General features: G+C 48.1%; 21 protein-coding genes. 9 read left to right on the top strand and 12 right to left on the bottom strand.

All coding sequences use genetic code 11. The features are described 5' to 3' along the window. Nucleotide 1 precedes the first annotated feature (1 nt). The 6 genes from Q8L79_RS10855 to Q8L79_RS10880 all read right to left on the bottom strand — a co-directional run bounded on the left by Q8L79_RS10855 (nt 2) and on the right by Q8L79_RS10880 (nt 3,742). A complete protein-coding gene (locus Q8L79_RS10855; RefSeq protein ID WP_305270923.1) occupies nt 2–532 on the bottom strand; it encodes an SRPBCC family protein in 531 nt (176 codons plus the stop codon). 69 nt (nt 533–601) lie between these two features. Beyond that, entirely contained in the window at nt 602–1,051 is a 450-nt protein-coding gene (locus Q8L79_RS10860) for a nuclear transport factor 2 family protein (RefSeq protein ID WP_305270927.1), read from the bottom strand. Between the two features lie 41 nt (nt 1,052–1,092). Continuing rightward, on the bottom strand, nt 1,093–1,500 hold the full coding sequence (locus tag Q8L79_RS10865) for a VOC family protein (protein WP_305270930.1): 408 nt from the start codon (nt 1,498–1,500) through the stop codon (nt 1,093–1,095). A 108-nt stretch (nt 1,501–1,608) separates the two neighbouring features. Continuing rightward, nucleotides 1,609–2,238, bottom strand: a complete 630-nt coding sequence (gene ycaC, locus Q8L79_RS10870; protein WP_305270932.1) for an isochorismate family cysteine hydrolase YcaC — start codon at nt 2,236–2,238, stop codon at nt 1,609–1,611. Between the two features lie 119 nt (nt 2,239–2,357). After that, entirely contained in the window at nt 2,358–3,047 is a 690-nt protein-coding gene (aqpZ, locus tag Q8L79_RS10875) for an aquaporin Z (protein ID WP_305270935.1), read from the bottom strand. 269 nt (nt 3,048–3,316) lie between these two features. Then, the gene (locus Q8L79_RS10880) at nt 3,317–3,742 is read right to left on the bottom strand and encodes a DUF4186 domain-containing protein (RefSeq protein WP_305270938.1); all 426 of its coding nucleotides are present in this window, start codon (nt 3,740–3,742) and stop codon (nt 3,317–3,319) included. Nucleotides 3,743–3,768: 26 nt separating this feature from the next. Here Q8L79_RS10880 and Q8L79_RS10885 point away from each other — a divergent pair, with 26 nt between their 5' ends. Next, on the top strand, nt 3,769–4,506 hold the full coding sequence (locus Q8L79_RS10885; RefSeq protein WP_305270941.1) for a DUF434 domain-containing protein: 738 nt from the start codon (nt 3,769–3,771) through the stop codon (nt 4,504–4,506). A 30-nt stretch (nt 4,507–4,536) separates the two neighbouring features. Here Q8L79_RS10885 and Q8L79_RS10890 read toward each other — a convergent pair whose 3' ends face one another. After that, a complete protein-coding gene (locus Q8L79_RS10890; RefSeq protein WP_305270944.1) occupies nt 4,537–5,100 on the bottom strand; it encodes a putative metalloprotease CJM1_0395 family protein in 564 nt (187 codons plus the stop codon). 208 nt (nt 5,101–5,308) lie between these two features. On the opposite strand from Q8L79_RS10890, the gene hrpA reads away from it, so the two are divergent. From hrpA to Q8L79_RS10910, 3 genes are all read left to right on the top strand, one after another. Beyond that, the gene (gene hrpA, locus Q8L79_RS10895; protein ID WP_305270947.1) at nt 5,309–9,274 is read left to right on the top strand and encodes an ATP-dependent RNA helicase HrpA; all 3,966 of its coding nucleotides are present in this window, start codon (nt 5,309–5,311) and stop codon (nt 9,272–9,274) included. Nucleotides 9,275–9,607: 333 nt separating this feature from the next. Continuing rightward, the gene (locus Q8L79_RS10905) at nt 9,608–9,895 is read left to right on the top strand and encodes a BrnT family toxin (RefSeq protein ID WP_305270950.1); all 288 of its coding nucleotides are present in this window, start codon (nt 9,608–9,610) and stop codon (nt 9,893–9,895) included. After that, nucleotides 9,892–10,134, top strand: coding sequence for a BrnA antitoxin family protein (locus tag Q8L79_RS10910; protein WP_305270953.1), 243 nt, complete (start codon nt 9,892–9,894; stop codon nt 10,132–10,134). The genes Q8L79_RS10905 and Q8L79_RS10910 overlap by 4 nt, the downstream gene beginning before the upstream one ends. A gap of 335 nt (nt 10,135–10,469) precedes the next feature. Here Q8L79_RS10910 and Q8L79_RS10915 read toward each other — a convergent pair whose 3' ends face one another. Further along, nucleotides 10,470–10,826 (bottom strand): hypothetical protein, encoded by a 357-nt coding sequence (locus tag Q8L79_RS10915; RefSeq protein WP_305270956.1) that lies wholly within the window; start codon nt 10,824–10,826, stop codon nt 10,470–10,472. Between the two features lie 593 nt (nt 10,827–11,419). On the opposite strand from Q8L79_RS10915, the gene Q8L79_RS10920 reads away from it, so the two are divergent. After that, a complete protein-coding gene (locus Q8L79_RS10920) occupies nt 11,420–11,974 on the top strand; it encodes a CAP domain-containing protein (protein WP_305270958.1) in 555 nt (184 codons plus the stop codon). A 208-nt stretch (nt 11,975–12,182) separates the two neighbouring features. Here Q8L79_RS10920 and Q8L79_RS10925 read toward each other — a convergent pair whose 3' ends face one another. Further along, nucleotides 12,183–12,383: a CsbD family protein gene (locus Q8L79_RS10925; protein WP_305270961.1), complete on the bottom strand. Its 201-nt coding sequence runs from the start codon at nt 12,381–12,383 to the stop codon at nt 12,183–12,185. 271 nt (nt 12,384–12,654) lie between these two features. Between Q8L79_RS10925 and Q8L79_RS10930 the strand changes: the two genes are divergently transcribed. Genes Q8L79_RS10930 through Q8L79_RS10940 form a run of 3 tightly spaced genes read left to right on the top strand, consistent with a single transcriptional unit; the run spans nt 12,655 to nt 14,487 of the window. Further along, nucleotides 12,655–13,473 (top strand): class I SAM-dependent methyltransferase, encoded by an 819-nt coding sequence (locus Q8L79_RS10930; protein WP_305270964.1) that lies wholly within the window; start codon nt 12,655–12,657, stop codon nt 13,471–13,473. A gap of 44 nt (nt 13,474–13,517) precedes the next feature. Further along, nucleotides 13,518–13,904, top strand: coding sequence for an ankyrin repeat domain-containing protein (locus Q8L79_RS10935; RefSeq protein ID WP_305271258.1), 387 nt, complete (start codon nt 13,518–13,520; stop codon nt 13,902–13,904). A gap of 4 nt (nt 13,905–13,908) precedes the next feature. Continuing rightward, nucleotides 13,909–14,487 (top strand): ankyrin repeat domain-containing protein, encoded by a 579-nt coding sequence (locus Q8L79_RS10940; RefSeq protein ID WP_305270967.1) that lies wholly within the window; start codon nt 13,909–13,911, stop codon nt 14,485–14,487. A 202-nt stretch (nt 14,488–14,689) separates the two neighbouring features. Here the strand turns inward: Q8L79_RS10940 and Q8L79_RS10945 are convergent, their stop codons facing one another. Further along, entirely contained in the window at nt 14,690–15,076 is a 387-nt protein-coding gene (locus Q8L79_RS10945; RefSeq protein ID WP_305270970.1) for a hypothetical protein, read from the bottom strand. Nucleotides 15,077–15,413: 337 nt separating this feature from the next. Here Q8L79_RS10945 and Q8L79_RS10950 point away from each other — a divergent pair, with 337 nt between their 5' ends. Continuing rightward, nucleotides 15,414–15,536, top strand: coding sequence for a hypothetical protein (locus tag Q8L79_RS10950; RefSeq protein WP_305270972.1), 123 nt, complete (start codon nt 15,414–15,416; stop codon nt 15,534–15,536). On the opposite strand, the gene Q8L79_RS10955 is transcribed toward Q8L79_RS10950, so the two are convergent. Further along, nucleotides 15,529–16,203 (bottom strand): hemolysin III family protein, encoded by a 675-nt coding sequence (locus tag Q8L79_RS10955; protein ID WP_305270975.1) that lies wholly within the window; start codon nt 16,201–16,203, stop codon nt 15,529–15,531. The genes Q8L79_RS10950 and Q8L79_RS10955 overlap by 8 nt on opposite strands. Nucleotides 16,204–16,316: 113 nt before the next feature. After that, nucleotides 16,317–17,540 carry an aminotransferase class I/II-fold pyridoxal phosphate-dependent enzyme gene (locus tag Q8L79_RS10960; RefSeq protein WP_305270977.1) on the bottom strand — a complete coding sequence of 408 codons (1,224 nt, stop codon included), beginning with the start codon at nt 17,538–17,540 and terminating at the stop codon, nt 16,317–16,319. Nucleotides 17,541–17,546 lie beyond the last annotated feature (6 nt).

The following is a 17,546-nucleotide window of genomic DNA, read 5'->3' on the forward strand; positions in this document are numbered from 1 at the left end:
CTTACCTCTCAGCGATAGTCTTTAGATTGACAAGACCTTCCTCAAAGTCGTTGCCGACCATGCTGTCCCGGTCGCAAAAGATTTCCATAATTTTCCCAATGTAGGAATTGGTGCCATGCATATCCCATGTAACGTCAGTCTGATCGCCTTTGGTTTCCAGCTTGAACTCTACGATGCTGCAGCTTTCGAAAGGTTTGCTCAAATCCAGTTGAATAGCGATCTTGGACGGTGGCGACGACTCGATGATCTCCATGCGACCGATACCGGCTTTACTACTATTGCTTTCCCACTCATACACGGCGCCTTTACCGCGTGGCGTACCGCTGATGTTTCGCTTCATAGCCGGATCCATTTTCTCGTAGGGCGACCAAGCATCCCAATTGTGAAAATCATTGATTAGCGCAAAGATCCTGTCGGGCGACGCTTTGATGCTTTTGACGCGCCAGATACGGAATATATCAGGCTTGGTCGCTGCATAGATGAGCAGGGCGGCTAACAGAACGGCGATTATGATAACTATTGTCTCGATCATTTATTATCCCGGTACGGCGATGGAATCAAATATAACGATTAGAGGAGCGGTTCTTGCCATTGGATATGGCTAAGGTTCGATAGCGAGTAATGTTTTGGACGTTTCAGGATCGAAGGAGACCGAGCAATGCTCATGTACGATCTGCCATCTGTCTTGATGCCGCTGATAGCCGACGGTGCTCCGTATCCATGTCTGTATTGTCGGATGATCTTGTTCCATTCCTGTAAAACGCCAGAACCAGTGGGCGAGCGCCAAGTCGCCGCTCACGAAGATACCAAGGTCGCGCATCTCTGTTCCGAAGGAGACCGGGAGGCAGGGCAAGCACGCATCCCAAGCGCGGCGCAGCTCATTTGCATTTTTGATTTTTTGGAACAGCGGTTTCACGTCGAAGATGATGGCCTCCGGTGCGTAATGGCTCATGATTCGATCCGTATTTTTCGTGCAAATAGCGGTCATTTGATCGCTAATGAGTTGTCGAATCTGGGTTTTGTCGAGCATTTTTGCGGTTTCGGTTATCATCGGTATCTCTTATATTTTAAGTATTAATTGGTGATTGTTTATTAGCCTTGATTTGTTGCATTGGGCTCCATGAAGATGATCTCCCAAATGTGGCCATCCAGATCCTGAAACCCATGTCCATACATAAAACCGTGATCTTGCGGTTCGTTATAGAGTGTGCCACCGGCGGCGACAGCCTTGCTAACCATTTCATCGACTTTTTCCCGGCTCCCGGAAGTTAAGCATACAAGCACTTCTGTGCAGTTCGTGGCATCGCAAATTTCTTTTGGGGTAAAGGTCTTGAACTTGGCCTCGGTCAGCAGCATGACGAAAATGTCTTCGGCCACAATCATGCAAGTTGCAGTTTCGTCAGTAAATTGTGGGTTAAACGTGAAACCGAGTTGAGTAAAGAATTGCACGGATGTATTGAGATTTTTTACCGGTAAATTTACGAAAATCTTGGTAGCCACATTTTCTCCTTTTGAAAATGTTGTATCGACAACACAACGTTAACGCTCGCTATAACCGACAGCCTGAGTGGCGTGGCGACAACAGGAGTGCTTCGGCACCGTGTTCTGTCAGACTCTGCTTTTAGCGGCATAACTGATCATGAGGTCCTGGTAAACCGGGGTATGGCCGCAAAGGAGCTTACCGAAGCCCTGGACATCGCTGCGCCAGTCGCGTTGCAGTTCCGAAGCCACGGCGAACCAGTTTAACAGTTGCACACCTGCGGTCGCCATCCGAAGCCATGCAGCCTCGCGGCTAGCCTGGTTGAATGTGCCGCTTGCGTCGGTGACGACAAAGACCTCGTAGCCTGCCTCTAACGCAGATAGCGCAGGAAATGCTACGCAGACCTCGGTTACTATGCCGGCGATGATAAGCTGCTTGCAGCCGGTATCCTTCACCGCCCTGACGAAATCTTCGTTGTCCCAGGCGTTGATTTGGCCTGGACGGGCGATAAACGGAACGTGGGGAAACATTTCTTTCAGCTCGGGCATAATGGGACCGTTCGGCCCTGTCTCGAAACTGGTAGTGAGGATAGTCGGTAGATTGAAGAATTTCGCCATATCGGCCAAGGCCATAATGCTGTTCTTGAATTCGCTGGGCGGATAGTCCTGTACTAACGTAGTCAGACCGCATTGGTGATCCACGAAGAGAACCGCTGCGTCTTCTTTGGAAATGCGATGATATTGATAAGTGTTGCTCATAATGTCACCTCTTTCATGGTTTCGATGTGTGCATACAGGGTGTAGTAAAGGCTGGGAACTTTGCCTTGTTGCATCGTCTCGTTATGCGCAGTCGTGTAATTTGTTTGGCATTATGCATTTCAATTGTCCACGCTACTAATGAACCGATAAATGACCGCGCCGAGTGCTGCGCCAACGATCGGTGCCAGCCAAAATAACCAGAGCTGGGCAACAGCCCAGTCGCCAACGAAGACGGCGACACCTGTACTGCGAGCAGGATTTACAGAAGTATTGGTGACGGGAATACTGATCAGGTGAATCAGGGTAAGACAAAGACCGATAGCTACAGGTGCCATTCCCTGCGGCGCGCGTTTGTCGGTCGCACCGAGAATGACCAGCAAAAACATCATGGTCATAACAACTTCAGTCACTAGGGCAGCAAGCAAGGAATAACCTCCTGGCGAATGGGTGCCATAGCCGTTGGAAGCGAAACCCGCTGAAACATCGAAACCCGCCTTGCCGCTGGCGATAAGATAAAGAACGCCTCCCGAAACAACAGCGCCGAATACTTGAGCGACGATATAAGGCAGCAATTGGTTTGCCGGGAAACGACCGCCAACCCATAATCCTACAGAAACTGCCGGATTTAGATGGCAACCGGAGATGTGTCCGATTGCGTAAGCCATAGTGAGTACGGTTAAGCCAAAAGCCAACGAAACGCCGAGCAATCCGATGCCAACATCAGGAAATGCTGCTGCCAATACAGCACTGCCGCACCCGCCAAGAACCAGCCAAAATGTCCCCAAAAATTCTGTAAGATATATTTTCATAAGTTATCTTCCTTTACGCCTTTGACAATGATGCTTAACAAGTGATTATTTAGTTCCTGTACAATTTTTTCTTAAAATATCAATATTTAAGCGGAGCGCACAATTCGTATAAACACCTACGCACGCTAGCTTACAGTCGCAGTGGCCGGGAATAGTAAAGTCTGTTGAGGGGAGGTTAGCATGTATCAAGCTCCAACCAAGTGCGGTCGGGTGCAGGCAGGTAAGCGGATATTTTGTTAAGGAACGCGCATTTTATGTTGTGCGCGTTCCTAAGCGAGCTTGCTCATTTCGTTATTCAGCCATCGTTCCAGGACTTTGAGCACATAAGCTTGTTCATCCGGAGTAAGAGCGCTGCCTCTTGCTATGCCATGCCATTTTTCCAGGCAGCCGCGGCAGCAACAGGCCGTTGCATGTTGTGCTACAAAAACCGGATGGCCTCGAAAAGGGGTTTGTTTGCCATCATTTTGAAGCACTGCCGGTGCCAGACGTTTTGCGACAAAGTCTCCGGCATGAACGATAACCGTTGGCAGCCCTTTAGTGCGCAAATAGACAAGATCTTTGCCTTGGAGGTGAAACTTGCTGCGGAAAGGTGACTTTGAGAGGGTCTCAAAGAGCTTGTCTAAATTTCTCATCAGGTGTTTTATAGCTTCTGTTTCTATAGTTTCATTATGGGCGGATGTTTTATCATGAATCAAGTTCTGAATCCTGATTGAGTGCTTATATGAATATCCACGAGCAAAGACATCGCGGCATGCATCTGAATGACCAAGCATTATTTAGCGGTGAACAATTGCATCGTTTACGCGATGCAGTTTATGAATTCTGCTGGTTGCTGGATCGCGGTTATGCCCGACATTCGGTTATCCGATTGGTAGGCGACCGCCATCAGCTTACCAAACGTCAACGTTTGGCTATTTCCAGGGCAGCCTGTTCGAGCAGTAACCGCGAGTTAAGGAAGGCAACCTGCCTTCGGATGGAACAAACCAAAGATCGGCAATTGGTTATTGACGGGTTTAATTTGGTTATTTCCGTTGAAACGGCGATGGCGGGAGGATTATTGCTACGTTGCTGCGATGGCTGTATACGGGATATTGCCAGTATTCATGGGACTTACCGACTGGTGCATGAAACCCGGCAGGCAATTGAGCTCATTGGCAATGTGCTGCAAGCTTTTTCTCCTGCGAGCGTGTTGTGGTTGTTTGACAAACCCGTCTCCAACAGCGGACGGCTTGCCGGGATGGTACGGGATATTGCCAAGGTTCATTGCTGGAACTGGCAGGCGGAGTTGATTGACAATCTGGATCAGGTCATTCGGAATAGCGGTAAAGTTGCTATCACCTCCGATTCGGCGATATTGGACGGAGGGGTACAGTGGTTAAATTTGGGCGCTTATCTGATAACACATCATTTTCATGAATCCTGGCTGATTGATTTTTCAGATGCTTTGAATAAAACCTGAGATATTGTGGTTGGAACGGTACGCATAGGCTTATGCCGACAGGTTGATTTTTGTTCCAAGATGGTCTGTATTACCATTGTGGGTGTCTTGATTTTTCTGCAACAATTCGGCCTGTGCCTGTGCGGCCATTGCCATTGCACTGGCTGCAACTTGCATATCAGGACCGGAAGGTTGGGACGGAGACAGTGCGGCTCTTCTGATGGTGTCGGCTTTTCGTAATGTTGCGGCCGGGTCGCCTGAAACCGGAGAGGTATCGATACTGACTTCGCCGCCAATTGCATACTGAATTCCGTCGGGGCCTTGCTGATATTCAAAACTGGCGCCACCGGTGGCAATGCTGCCTGCCGCAGCCAGATGCGCTGCTTCATGAGTCCTGACTTCAGCGTCCCTTTGCCTAAGTTCGCTGATGACCTTCAGGTCGGATTCGGAAATTCCCACGGTTTTTTTATCGCTCGTTGATGCGGAAACATCAGTTTTTAATGCGGGATCTCTTTGAACGTCCTGATCTGAATGGGTTGCAGAGGCGGCCGGTGGCTTCTGAGAATACTCAGTTTGTTGGACAGCGGGTCTATTACCGGCTATGGATGAAATCATGATGCACCTTCACATCAGATGAATAATTTTGAGTTTAATAAACAATCAATCAATAGTCTATCGATAAGTTAAAAATAAATAAATTAACGTATAATGCCCATTTATCCAATGCGGTTAAGCCGTTCGGCCTTTAGTCCTGAGCATAGTCGAAGGGTCGCCACGAACGCGTTTAACTTGATGGTATTGTCATTTTACCGGCTGTTTTTTGATGTCCACCCCCGATCTTTTCAAGCAACTCATCCATCAATTATCTCTCTGCCTTAACCAGGACAGACACGTATTAAAGCGGCAGTTAGACCGCTGTCGCAGCAAAAACTCAGTAGAAGAATTAAACGCGCTGGCGAGCCGTATTGAAAGATCGGTTGCCGCCAGAAACAAGCGCCTGGCCAGTTTCCCGGTGCTTACCTTTCCCGATTTGCCGGTCACCGGCAAAAAAGACGACATCGCCAAACTGATACTGGAAAACCAGGTAGTGATTCTGTGCGGCGAAACCGGCTCCGGTAAGACCACGCAGCTGCCCAAGATTTGCCTGTCGATAGGCCGGGGAGCGGCAGGGTTTATCGGCCATACCCAGCCCCGGCGTATTGCGGCGCGCACTGTCGCCGACCGCATTGCGGAAGAGCTTGGCGAACCGATGGGCAAATCGGTCGGCTACAAAATCCGCTTTAACGATAAAACCCACGCCGAATCGTTGGTCAAGCTGATGACCGACGGTATCTTGCTGGCCGAGTCGCAAAACGATCCTTACTTAAACCAATACGACACCATCATTATCGATGAGGCGCATGAGCGCAGCTTGAATATCGATTTCCTGATCGGTTACATGAAGTGGCTGCTGCCAAAACGTCCCGATTTAAAGCTGATCATTACTTCGGCAACTATCGATACGCAACGCTTTTCGACGCATTTTAACAATGCACCGATTATCGAAGTTTCAGGGCGGACTTATCCGGTGGAAATGCGCTATCGGCCAATCGTTCCGAAGGAGGAAGCTGACGACGAAAAAGCAACTGACGAAACCGGCGACGAACTGCAAAACGCGATACTTGATGCGGTTGATGAGCTGCACCGGGATTTGCGCGGCGACATCCTGATTTTTCTCAGCGGCGAGCGGGAAATCAGGGAAACGGCCGATTCGCTGAAAAAGCATCATCCGACCCAATATGAAATCCTGCCGCTGTATTCAAAGCTCAGCGTCAGCGAGCAGGAGCGGGTGTTCAAACCTAAAGGCGGCAAGCTGCGCATCGTGCTGGCGACCAACGTTGCGGAAACCTCATTGACGGTGCCGGGTATTCGTTGCGTAATCGATACCGGCCACGCGCGTATCAGCCGCTACAGCCATCGCAGCAAAATCCAGCGTTTGCCGATCGAGCGCATCTCGCAATCTTCCGCCAACCAAAGGGCAGGGCGCTGCGGCCGCGTCGCCGAAGGTATCTGCATCCGGCTGTATTCGCACGACGATTATCTGGCACGGCCGGAATTTACCGAGCCGGAAATCATGCGCACCAACTTGTCTGCGGTTATTTTGCAGATGATCTCGTTGAAGCTTGGCGATATTGAAGACTTCCCGTTCATCGAGCCGCCCGAAGACAAGATGATCCGCGACGGCAAAACCGTGCTGCATGAAGTCAACGCGCTGGATAAATCGGGCAAGCTGACCGAAGTCGGCAAACAGCTGGCCAAATTTCCGACCGACCCCAAACTTGCCCGGATGCTGATCGCTGCCGCGCATGAGCATTGCCTGACCGAAGTTGCGATTATCGTGTCCGCGTTAAGCGTGCAAGACCCGAGGGAAAAGCCCGCCGATAAAATGCAGCAGGCCGACGCCAAACACGCGGCATTTCGTCATCCCGAGTCCGATTTTTTAACCATCTTAAATATCTGGAATACTTACGAGGACAAGAAAAAGCACTTGTCCAACAGCAAGCTGCGCAAATACTGCACTGATAACTTCCTGTCGTATATGCGGATGCGCGAATGGTTCGACATCCACGCGCAAATCATGCAGGTGGTTAAGGGCGATCTAAAAATGCACCCGAATACCTATGATCCTGGATATGACCAATCCGCTGGGAGCGGATTGGCACGCACAGCGCCCGAAGGGGAACGGGCAGGGACAGCCCGTTATGAAAAAATTCATCGCGCCTTATTAACGGGCTTGCTGTCCAATATCGGCTTTCGCCATGAGCAATACGAATATCTGGGCGCACGCGGCCTGAAGTTTTTCATCTTCCCCGGTTCCGGCCTGCATAAGCTGAAGCCTAAATGGATCATGGCCGCTGAGCAGGTCGAAACCAGCAAGGTTTATGCGCGCAACGTCGCCAGAATCGAGCCGGAATGGATAGAGCAATGCGCCGAGCATTTGGTCAAGCACAACTACTACGATCCTCATTGGGAAAAGAAAAGCGCACGTTGCATGGTATCTGCGCGCACCTTGTTGTACGGCTTGACGCTGCAAGCCGGTCGTAAGATTCCTTACGACCATGTCGATGCCAAAGCCGCCAGGGAGATTTTTATCCGTTCTGCACTGGTCGATCATGATTACCACAGCAACGCGCCGTTTTATGTCGCCAACCAGAAACTGCTCGAAGAAGTGGGCATGATTCAGCATAAAGGCCGCCGCGTCGATTTGGTCGAGGATGAGCAATGGCTTTATGAATTCTACGACAGCAAATTGCCGCCCGAGGTAGTCAGCGGCGTTACGCTGGATACCTGGCGCAAAACAGCGGAACGCGCCAACCCAAAAATCCTGTTTTTAACCAAGGAGGATTTAACGCGCGAGCAGGAAGAAGATTTTGTCAACGAATGGGATTTTCCGGACAGTAAGAAGATCGGTAACCTGACCATTCCGCTGCAATACCGGTTTGAGCCGGGCCATGATGAAGACGGCGTGACGGCAATCATCCCGGTGCATCAACTAAACCAAGTTTCGCAAACGGCGTTCGACTGGCTGGTGCCGGGCTTGCTGGAAGAAAAATGCATTGCGCTGATTAAATCCCTGCCCAAAAATATCAGGAAACATTTTGTGCCGGTGCCTGAGACTGTCAAACAATGTCTTGAAATCGAGCCGGACTTTAAAGGCTCGCTGCAGGAATGGCTGGGCAACCGCTTGAAAAAACTGACCGGCGAGGCGATTCCGCTCAATGCCTGGAATACTGAAGCCCTGACCGATCACTTGAGAATGAATTTCAGGGTCATAGACGATCAGGGCAGGCTGCTCGATTACGGCCGCGACCTGAAAAAATTGCAGCTCAAGCATACCGCCAAAGCCGGAGACAGCTTCGACCAGATTGCCGCCGATGAACTTAATTACACAGGCTGCATCGGCTGGGCGTTCGACGACTTGCCGGAGACTTACCAGTTTATCCAGAAAGGCCAGTCCTTTGTCGGATTTCCCGCGATCATCGACGAAGGCGATGCGGTCGGCGTGCGCATTTTCGATACCGAGCAAAAAGCCGCGTTACAGCATCAGGCCGGATTAATGCGCCTGTTCCAATTGCAATTGCGCAAGGAATGCACCTATGTGAGCAAAAACATGCCGAAGTCGGCGGCGGCAGAATTGACCTATAACCGCTTGCCGAAGCATCCGCTGATCGGCGAAGACGCGAACGTATCGTATAAAGATGACCTGCTTTATTTAGCCTTGTACGGCGTATTTATTGAAGGCAGAACCATCCGCACCCAACAGGCTTTTGAACAAACCTTGCAGCAAAATAAATCAGGATTGATCGGCGCCGCCAATGAAGCCGGGAAAATCGCGCTGGAAATCATGGAGCTGTATGGCACTATCCTTACCCAACTGAACCGCCTGAATGCTAGTGATCCGCTGGCTAAAGACATTAACGCACAGCTGGACTTGATGATCTATGCCGGATTCATCCGCAACACGCCGTACCAGCAGCTCAAAGCCATCCCGCGTTATTTGAAGGCCGTGCAATATCGATTGGATAAGCGGGATAACAATCTGCAAAAAGTCCAGGAAGCCAGTCGTTATGCGACGCGGTTTTGGAAGGACGTGGAGAAGAAAGTTAAGAAAGACAAGGTTATCCCGGAACAAGACCCGTTCCGCTGGATGCTGGAGGAGTTCAGGGTATCGCTGTTCGCCCAGCAGCTTAAAACCGCCTATCCGGTTTCTGTAAAACGGATGGATAAGGCTTGGGATGAGAGAGGGTAATGGTTGTTTGTGTGACATATCCCATTGTCTTATACTCGACCCAATGAAAACTATTAATTGGGTCGAAGCCGATTTTCATCGCCATATCGATTATATCCATTGGAATCCGGTGAAGCATGGTTGGGTTCGGCAAGTCGCAGATTGGCTTCACTCCAGCTTCCATGCTTATCTTGAACGTGGAATCTATCCAAAACATTGGTGTAGAACCATTGATCTATCGAATGTTTCGGTCGACGAATAACGTGTGAAGGATGCGGTTCGTACCTCACCGCATCCTACGAAACTACGTTAGGCAATGCTTGACATACCTGCCTTTGTACATACAATGTAACCATGATTAAGTTTGAATGGAATGCAACAAAGGCTGCCACCAATCAGAAAAAACATGGTATTTCTTTCGAAGAAGCCAGATCTGTTTTTTACGACGAATTTGCAGTGCAATTTTATGATGACGCGCATTCGGAAAAGGAACACCGTTTTTTGATGCTTGGCTTTAGTTGTGAATCCAGAATGCTTCTTGTCTGTCACTGTGAGCGGGAGTCGGGCAATACAATCAGGATAATATCAGCCCGCAAAGCAACTAAAAGCGAATGTAATCACTACCAAGGTAACGTGCCATGAAAGCAGAATACGATCTTTCCCAAATGAAATCGCGGAAAAACCCCTATGCCTCAAAGCTGAAGAAGTCGGTTACTATTCGGCTAGGCGAGGATGTGATCGGGTATTTCAAAGAGATGTCCGAAGGCACGGGGGTTCCCTATCAAAGCCTTATTAATTTATATCTCCGGGACTGCGTACGTCAACATCGGACAATTGATATTTCTTGGCTATCAAATTCAAAGGCAGTTTCGAGCCAATAAAAAAGCCCGGTGGGGGCATTGCACTTCTGAGCGGGACGGGGGTTGCAACTCATAAGCGCCAACTTAAGGCTAAACACATCAAATCACCTTGGTACACAATTCCAATCTATTTGTTAGTTTCAGCCAGCTTGCAGCCTCCGTTGGTAATGTCTGCAATACCCGACGACGGGGTGCTCCATGAGCCAAGTAGGTCGGGCATGCTGTTTATGCCCGACATTTTCAAGGTCAAAATGACAACGGCATTTGGGTTTTTTGCCTACTTCGCTCTTTATTGAACGCCCAATGTCAGGCAACGAAAAGCTATTGCCTGACCTACAAGGATTAAACCAGTTTTTCTATTCCGGTTTAAGTGACTTATACAGCTCCAGTGTCTTATCCAACTCCTCTGTAGCGCCTTTTATATCAAACTGGTTTGCTTTGATTTGCGCCTGAATGATGCTCGCGTTGGCCTTTTTGACGATATCCGGATTCCCCGTTACTTTCTCGGAAGCCACACGCGCCGCTTTTAAATGCTCGCTGGGCGGCATGAAATCGCGATGGATGATTTCGACTTTAGCTTTTTCAATATGCATGATGGTTTCGTTTGGGCTGTTAACCGAGCTTTTGCCGGTTTCTTCTGCATAAGCGATAACGCCTGAGCCTAAAGAGAAAGCCAGTAATGAAATTAGCACTGTGTTTTTGGTAATATTCATAAAATATAGCCTTTGTTGTAATTATCGGAGGGAGTTGATAAAAAATGATTGAAAATCAATCTGTTCCTATCTACATGATATCGGGTCAATCATTAATGAGTTGAGTTTAAATTTATACGATTTTTAGTTAATCTATCAGGTCGTAAACTAAACACACAATACGTATAAACACCTGATATGCGGGGTCGAAGGGTGTGGTGACGACTGCGCGGACAGGAAATGATCCGGTCATTTCTCTGCATTTCCACATCCCTGTGGGTTATGCAGGAGGTACGACCCCAAGGACGGGGAGGTAGAATTGCGTCTGGAACAGCAATCGAGAGCAATGCCGCGAGCAGCGTAGCGGTGTGTCGAGGTACGGACCGCATCATTCGCGTGAATGCTATCGCCAGCTTTGCCGCTGCAACAATGACTAATTGCCGTCGAGGAAAAAAGGTTAGGTCTTGCATTAAGCATTTCTTCAAAATAAACTTGATTATGCACAAGAAAAGCCCCGGCACTTCTTTGCTGTTTTTCCGAATACCGAAAGCCCTCGACGATTTCCTTATTTACACCATTATTCCTGTATCAAGATTATGAAACGAATTGTATCCATGTTCATTTTTTGCCTCGGCTTTGCTCATTATCCGGTAGCAGCCAAGACTGGTGCACAGCCGAATATAAATGCTGCCGAACTTGAACGCCAAATTCATCAACAGATAAACCGGGTGCGACAAAATCACGGATTGTCTCAATTGGATAGGGATGAGCTACTCGCCGCCATCGCCCGCAAGCATAGCCGCGACATGGCGAGCTATCATTTTTTTAGCCACACGAATTTGCAGGAGGAAGGTCCCGTCGAACGAGCTAAAAATCTGGGATGGAACAAGAAAAAGCAAGTCGACGCTAATACTTGGGCAATCGGTCCGGGTGAAAATATATTTATGAATAATCTTTACGACAAGGTCGTTACGATTAAAGAAAACGGTGTCGCGGTAAAAAAAGAATATCTCTGGAAAACGCAGGAAGAAATTGTGCAATCGACTGTACAGGGATGGATGGACAGTCCGCCGCATCGAAAAAATATCCTGTCGCCAAAATACGATCAACAAGGAATCGGGGTCACTATTTCGGGACACGAAATTTATGTTACGGAGGATATGTTTTAACTTAATCTCTGGGACACTGTAGAAAATGCAAGAGGTTCCAGGCCTTACATTGCGCATTTCTTGAAATCAACTTGATCATGCACAAGAGAAGACCTGAAACTTTTTTGCTTTTTTCCGAATACCGAATGCTAAATATATATCGGTATTACTAACTGATTAACGCTTAAAGGGCGGGGTCTCTTTTTGCCCTATTAAGCAAGTTCAACGGTCAATGAATTCGATCTTCAAAATCTCTGAGCCGTCGTTCAGCTTCATCTTTTTCCATTCCATAACGTTCCTGGATCTTACCTAGCAGAACGTCTCGCTTGCCTGCGATTTGATCAAGTTCGTCATCAGTCAGATCACCCCAGGTTTCTTTTACTTTACCTTTAAATTGTTTCCAATTACCTTCTATTTGATCCCAAGCCATAACTATTCTCCTTACCTTGTATCAAAGGATAAAATTCCCATTACAGGAAACCCAGTTTATCGACGAGCCATGTGGTTCGCCGTAAACTTAAAAACACAATAAACTCAATGTCGGGAGTTTTCTGTACGTTGCCCAACATAAGGTCTGTAAGATTTGGCGAGGTATTACATCTCGGCTCAATTAAACAATTAATAGTGAAAATTATGCGACAAATGAGCTTTTTTATGAAACGATTGATGCCGCATATATCGTTAAGCAACAGAGAAAATTTATGACCTATTTGAATGAAGCAAAGGCTAAAGCAGAGGCGGCTTATAATGCTGCTTCCGACTTGTTCGACCATCCGGCAAATACCTTTTGGGATCGGTTTGGCCGTAACACTATCAATCGTCTCGATCTGCAACCTGGCGCGTCGGTGCTTGATGTATGCTGCGGTAGCGGAGCATCTGCGTTGCCTGCGGCCGAGCTAGTTGGGCATACCGGTCATGTTATTGGAATCGATGTTGCAGAAAAACTGCTTAACCTTGCCGACACCAAAGCAAAAAACAAAGGCTTAAATAACGTTGAATTTCGTCTTGGCGATATGCTCGATACCGGTTTTTCCGACGCGAGTTTCGATGCCGTGGTTTGTGTGTTCGGTATATTTTTCGTGCCCGATATTCCGGCGGCTATTCGAGAGCTATGGCGTGTCTTGCGTCCAGGCGGAAAACTCGCAATTACCACATGGGGACCGGACTTTTTCGAACCGGCCAACTCGGCATTTTGGAATACGGTTCGCGATGTTAAACCTGAACTATATAAAGGCTTCAACCCATGGGATCGAATATCCGAACCGTCCACTCTCCGCGCCATATTAAAGGAAGGTGGGGTTCCCGAGCCATGGATTATGGCCGAGCCGGGAACTCACCCGATAGCATCGCCGGATGACTGGTGGACGACGCTGCTTGGCTCGGGCTATCGAGGCACCATCGAACAAATGGAGCCGGAACTAATCGAGTATGTTCGACAAGCGAATCATTCATTCATCTCGAACGCCCAGGTACAAGAGGTACAGGCAAATGTGCTTTATGCGGTTGCTGAGAAGTCTTGATTTTTTTGCACTGGCTGAATAGCAAAAAGGCATGGCTCTAATTGATGGATCCCGTCTGGAAAGATGCGATTCAACGCAGTGATGTCCAAGTCGTTCTTGATCTTCTTGAACAGGGAATGGATGTGAATACCCGCAATCGCTACGGACAGACGGCCCTGATGTTGGCCGCACATGCCGGTCATCGCGAGGTTGTAGAAATACTGATTGCTCATTGTGCCAATCTGAACATCACTGCCAAGTTTGGTTTGAGCGCTTTGATGCTCGCCATCGTTGCTGGACATGCGGATATCGCACGTCTTCTGGCGGAAGCCGGGGCCGATCTCTTGTTGCGGGCAACCGGTGCGCCGGGATTTGCTGATAAGACAGCTTATGATCTTGCTATGGAGCGAGGCATGCTGGATTTATCGGTAGAATTGAAACCTAAACCGTAAGTAATTGATCGAAAAGATGAAGTCAAGCACTGAGCGATGTGCGGAATACGAGGAATTTAAAAAGATCGACGCTGCTTTTCGTGTAGGGGACTTGGCTGCATTGCGGGACGCAGTCGATGATCCGGGCAGCGTACCGAACGGGCCGATGCCGCTGACCATTGGGTCATGCCTCGAATATGCGATTTACCATAGTCCATTGCCGTTTATCCGACTATTGTTAGAGATCGGCGCCGATCCCAATCCTGTAGATCACATCGGATTTCCACCCTTGATTGCGGCATTGTCTTGCAGCCGCTCGCAGCCCGGATCGCCTGGGCGGCCGGACGTGCTGGCGATTTTGAAACTGCTGCTCGACTTCAAGGCCGATCCCAATCAACGCGGTATCAACGACTACACGCCGCTGCACATGGCTGTGAGCGAATGCAATCTACCCGCTCTCGAGCTTCTATTGCAAGCCGGCGCGGATCCGCGGCTTCGGACACGAATCGACGATTGTGAAACGCCTCGGGAAATGGCGGAGGCGGCAGGCCTTCGCGATTTTGCAGTGCTTCTCGCCGTGTACGAGGCACGACTGGGAAAGTGAGATCACTGTACGCAAGGAATGCACGTTTCGTGGAGACGGGTAAATGTGCCTTAGACGTAGGCCATTATCTCTTTAAAGATATTTGAGAGGCCGGAAGGGGGAGGGCGGAGTATCAATTAATATAGTCTATAACCCATCTGATAGATGAATAGGCTTTTTTGTGGCGACGGGATAAGCCATCGCCACATTAAATTCGTTAAGATTATTTTTTAGTAAAGTAATAATAGCCGCCGAATTTTCCTTTCAGGGTCATATTCTTGTCGTCTTTTTCCACTAAAGAAAATACGTCAAACCTGTTGTTACCCACCAGAGCAACTTTTAATTTACCGTCTTCTATTTCGTAATTTACCGGCGGTTGATCATAGAATTTTCCGTCGCGTGGGATATGTAAGATCGTTACTTTGCCGTTCTTAAATACCCACGTATCTTCCCTAACGACGGAGTCTTTATCGGTTAAAGAGTTTTTGCTGGATTGCAGCTTCCAGGTACCCTCTACTTCTTCTTTGGATTGCAGGGTAATATCGGCATAAACAGCACTGGTAAATACGGATAAAACCAATAATATTGCTGATAGATTTATTCTTTTCATGTTCAATTGCCTATTTTAATTTAAATAATCCTGAAAAATCAGTTGGTATTGTACGAGTATCTATAAGATAGGAAGTTCAACTTCTTCGATCAATAAGCGCCATTACCTATTCGAGGTGAATCCGCTATTGAGCTGAATGCCGTTTATTACCAAAGCTCCACGTATTTTTAAGGACAAATGATTTGTTGAGGATAAGGGACTGGCTCACGTACTGTGAGGAACTAAAACTTTTTATATCGCATATTAGAACTTGAGGGCGATCCAATCACTTCCGGGATGCGCCAAACTTGAAAGCGCTGTTCGGTATTTCAGTATCCAAGTCAAGTATGCGCCGGAAATGGCTGAACCAACAGCGGTTTGTTATGTATTGCCGGAAAAGGTTGTTTTTAATCGCCGCTATTTCAGGCAATCCGTGCCGGTATCAGGTTGTCTTTGTTTAACCGATGATTTCGCTATTTAATAATCGAGGCCTGATCCAGTGCCTTGATAATAAACCACCACTGAAAACCTATCCCCAGAAGCACAGCGATATGCAGAATCTCATGGGGGCCGATTATGCCGGGAAGTATTGTTAATCGTTGGTGGTATTCAATAACTGCTCCTACCGTGTAGAAAATGCCACCGAGCACCAGCGGCCGGATAAAAGCAAAGCCATATCTTCGCCAAAGATGAAACCCCATTAAGAGTCCCATCCAGCCAAGACCCAAATAGAAAGACAAACCTAACCATTCCGGTATTGATGTAAAAAAAATTGTTTTTACGATAAGGCCGCTGATGGCCAGAACCCAAACAATAGCGAGAAATCCCCATCTTAAAAATCCGGTAAAAAGAATACAGTGTATGGGGGTAAACGTGCCTGCGATAACAAGAAAAATCGCCGCATGGTCGAGTCGTTGAAAAACCGTATGCGCGGCCCCGGTCGTCGTCAACAAGTGATAAATACCGCTGACCAGTAATAAAAAAATACAGGAACCGGAAAATACAGCCAGTGAGATGATGCGAATGCTCGACCCTTTTCCCCGCCGAAGCATGAAGATGGCCTGATAGGTAAAAAATAGGGCGCCTAAAAAGTGAGTTATTGAACTCAACGGGTGAGTAAAACCAAACACGGGATAAATAGCTGACATAGTAAAAACACCTCCAACTTTATCTTGCAGCGTTCAAGAAATAATATTCTCAAACAGGATGCTTTTGCAAGATCATGATTTGCCTGCTAATCAACGGCTATCGGGATAGTTCGCTATGGCTTAAAATCGGCCAGTTTAGACAATAAACAGTCTAAATCTTTTTCCGTATGTTCGGCAGATACCTGTAGCCTGATTTCCTGTTCGCCGTTAGGGACAACCGGGTAATTCAGACCGGTAACCAGAATATTGTTCGCCAATAAATACGCTACTAACGCGGTTGTTTTTTCTGTATTCCTGATCAGGATCGGCACGATAGGATGTTCTCCCTGTAGAGTTTCAAAGCCCAGTTCTTCAAGCCCTGACCTAAGACGGATGCTAAATACTCTCAGTTTTTCCAGCAGACGCAAACCGTCATCACTGGACACAATGTCTAATGCAGCGCTGGCCGCGGCCGCTTCTGCAGGCGTAATCGGATTTGAATAAATATAAAACGGCGAGGTTTCCCGCAAATAATTAATTACCACTGAACTGGAGGCGACATATCCGCCATTAACACCGAAGGCTTTGCCTAGCGTAGCAATTAAAATATCTGCCTTGCCCTGCGTATACTCTTCTGTGCCCCGGCCGGTCTGCCCAAAGGCGCCAACGCCATGAGAATCATCGACAATGCTAATAATCCCTTGATCATAGGCATCGTCATGCCGTTTACAGCAGGCGCTTATCTTGCCGAGATGCGCATAATCGCCGCGCATGCTAAAAACCCCGTCAGTAACCAGACAAACGCGCTTGACTCGGCCTTTGTAGGCTTCAAGGATTTTGTCCAGAGCATTAATGTCGGCATGAGCGTAAATTTCTTTGTGTGCGGGTTGGGATAACCGTATCGCATTAATAATGCAGTTATGATTCAGCGCATCGCTGACGACTAAGGTGCCAGCGGAAATTAACTGGGGCAATACGCCCGTCATCGTCGTATAAGCGGAACTGAACAGCATTGCCGATTCGCGTCCATGAAACTCGGCCAGCTTTTGTTCCAGTTCAATATGCGGCTGGTAAGTGCCGCTGATAAAACGAACCGCGCCGGGGCCGGTGCCGAATTTTTCAGCGGCCGCGGCTTCCGTTTTAATCACCAGCGGATGCATCGCAAGTCCGAGGTAGGAGTTGGAATTCATGCGCAAGAAAGCTCTATCGCCGTAGCCTTCAAGAAAATACCGGGGGCCGAAACCGCCATCGGCAGCTTTCATGCCGGTAATGACTTTCTCATGGCCTTTGCAGATGCCTTGTTGTTGTAATTCGGTTAATTTGTCGGTTAACAGCGGTTCCAGTTTTTTCAGTGACATAAACGC

It is taken from the genome of Methylobacter sp. (assembly GCF_030680395.1).
In the GTDB taxonomy this organism is placed as follows: Bacteria; Pseudomonadota; Gammaproteobacteria; order Methylococcales; family Methylomonadaceae; genus Methylobacter_A.

Bases quoted from the DNA above. Each gene is read 5' to 3' on its own strand.
- Q8L79_RS10920 (WP_305270958.1), top strand. From the start codon at position 11,420: ATGTTCATTTTTTGCCTCGGCTTTGCTCATTATCCGGTAGCAGCCAAG.
- ycaC (WP_305270932.1), bottom strand. From the start codon at position 2,238: ATGAGCAACACTTATCAATATCATCGCATTTCCAAAGAAGACGCAGCG.
- Q8L79_RS10885 (WP_305270941.1), top strand. From the start codon at position 3,769: ATGAATATCCACGAGCAAAGACATCGCGGCATGCATCTGAATGACCAA.
- Q8L79_RS10905 (WP_305270950.1), top strand. From the start codon at position 9,608: ATGATTAAGTTTGAATGGAATGCAACAAAGGCTGCCACCAATCAGAAA.
- Q8L79_RS10945 (WP_305270970.1), bottom strand. From the start codon at position 15,076: ATGAAAAGAATAAATCTATCAGCAATATTATTGGTTTTATCCGTATTT.
- Q8L79_RS10935 (WP_305271258.1), top strand. From the start codon at position 13,518: ATGGATCCCGTCTGGAAAGATGCGATTCAACGCAGTGATGTCCAAGTC.
- Q8L79_RS10915 (WP_305270956.1), bottom strand. From the start codon at position 10,826: ATGAATATTACCAAAAACACAGTGCTAATTTCATTACTGGCTTTCTCT.
- Q8L79_RS10910 (WP_305270953.1), top strand. From the start codon at position 9,892: ATGAAAGCAGAATACGATCTTTCCCAAATGAAATCGCGGAAAAACCCC.
- Q8L79_RS10860 (WP_305270927.1), bottom strand. From the start codon at position 1,051: ATGATAACCGAAACCGCAAAAATGCTCGACAAAACCCAGATTCGACAA.
- Q8L79_RS10950 (WP_305270972.1), top strand. From the start codon at position 15,414: ATGGCTGAACCAACAGCGGTTTGTTATGTATTGCCGGAAAAGGTTGTT.
- hrpA (WP_305270947.1), top strand. From the start codon at position 5,309: ATGTCCACCCCCGATCTTTTCAAGCAACTCATCCATCAATTATCTCTC.
- Q8L79_RS10960 (WP_305270977.1), bottom strand. From the start codon at position 17,540: ATGTCACTGAAAAAACTGGAACCGCTGTTAACCGACAAATTAACCGAA.
- Q8L79_RS10890 (WP_305270944.1), bottom strand. From the start codon at position 5,100: ATGATTTCATCCATAGCCGGTAATAGACCCGCTGTCCAACAAACTGAG.
- aqpZ (WP_305270935.1), bottom strand. From the start codon at position 3,047: ATGAAAATATATCTTACAGAATTTTTGGGGACATTTTGGCTGGTTCTT.
- Q8L79_RS10930 (WP_305270964.1), top strand. From the start codon at position 12,655: ATGACCTATTTGAATGAAGCAAAGGCTAAAGCAGAGGCGGCTTATAAT.
- Q8L79_RS10855 (WP_305270923.1), bottom strand. From the start codon at position 532: ATGATCGAGACAATAGTTATCATAATCGCCGTTCTGTTAGCCGCCCTG.
- Q8L79_RS10925 (WP_305270961.1), bottom strand. From the start codon at position 12,383: ATGGCTTGGGATCAAATAGAAGGTAATTGGAAACAATTTAAAGGTAAA.
- Q8L79_RS10955 (WP_305270975.1), bottom strand. From the start codon at position 16,203: ATGTCAGCTATTTATCCCGTGTTTGGTTTTACTCACCCGTTGAGTTCA.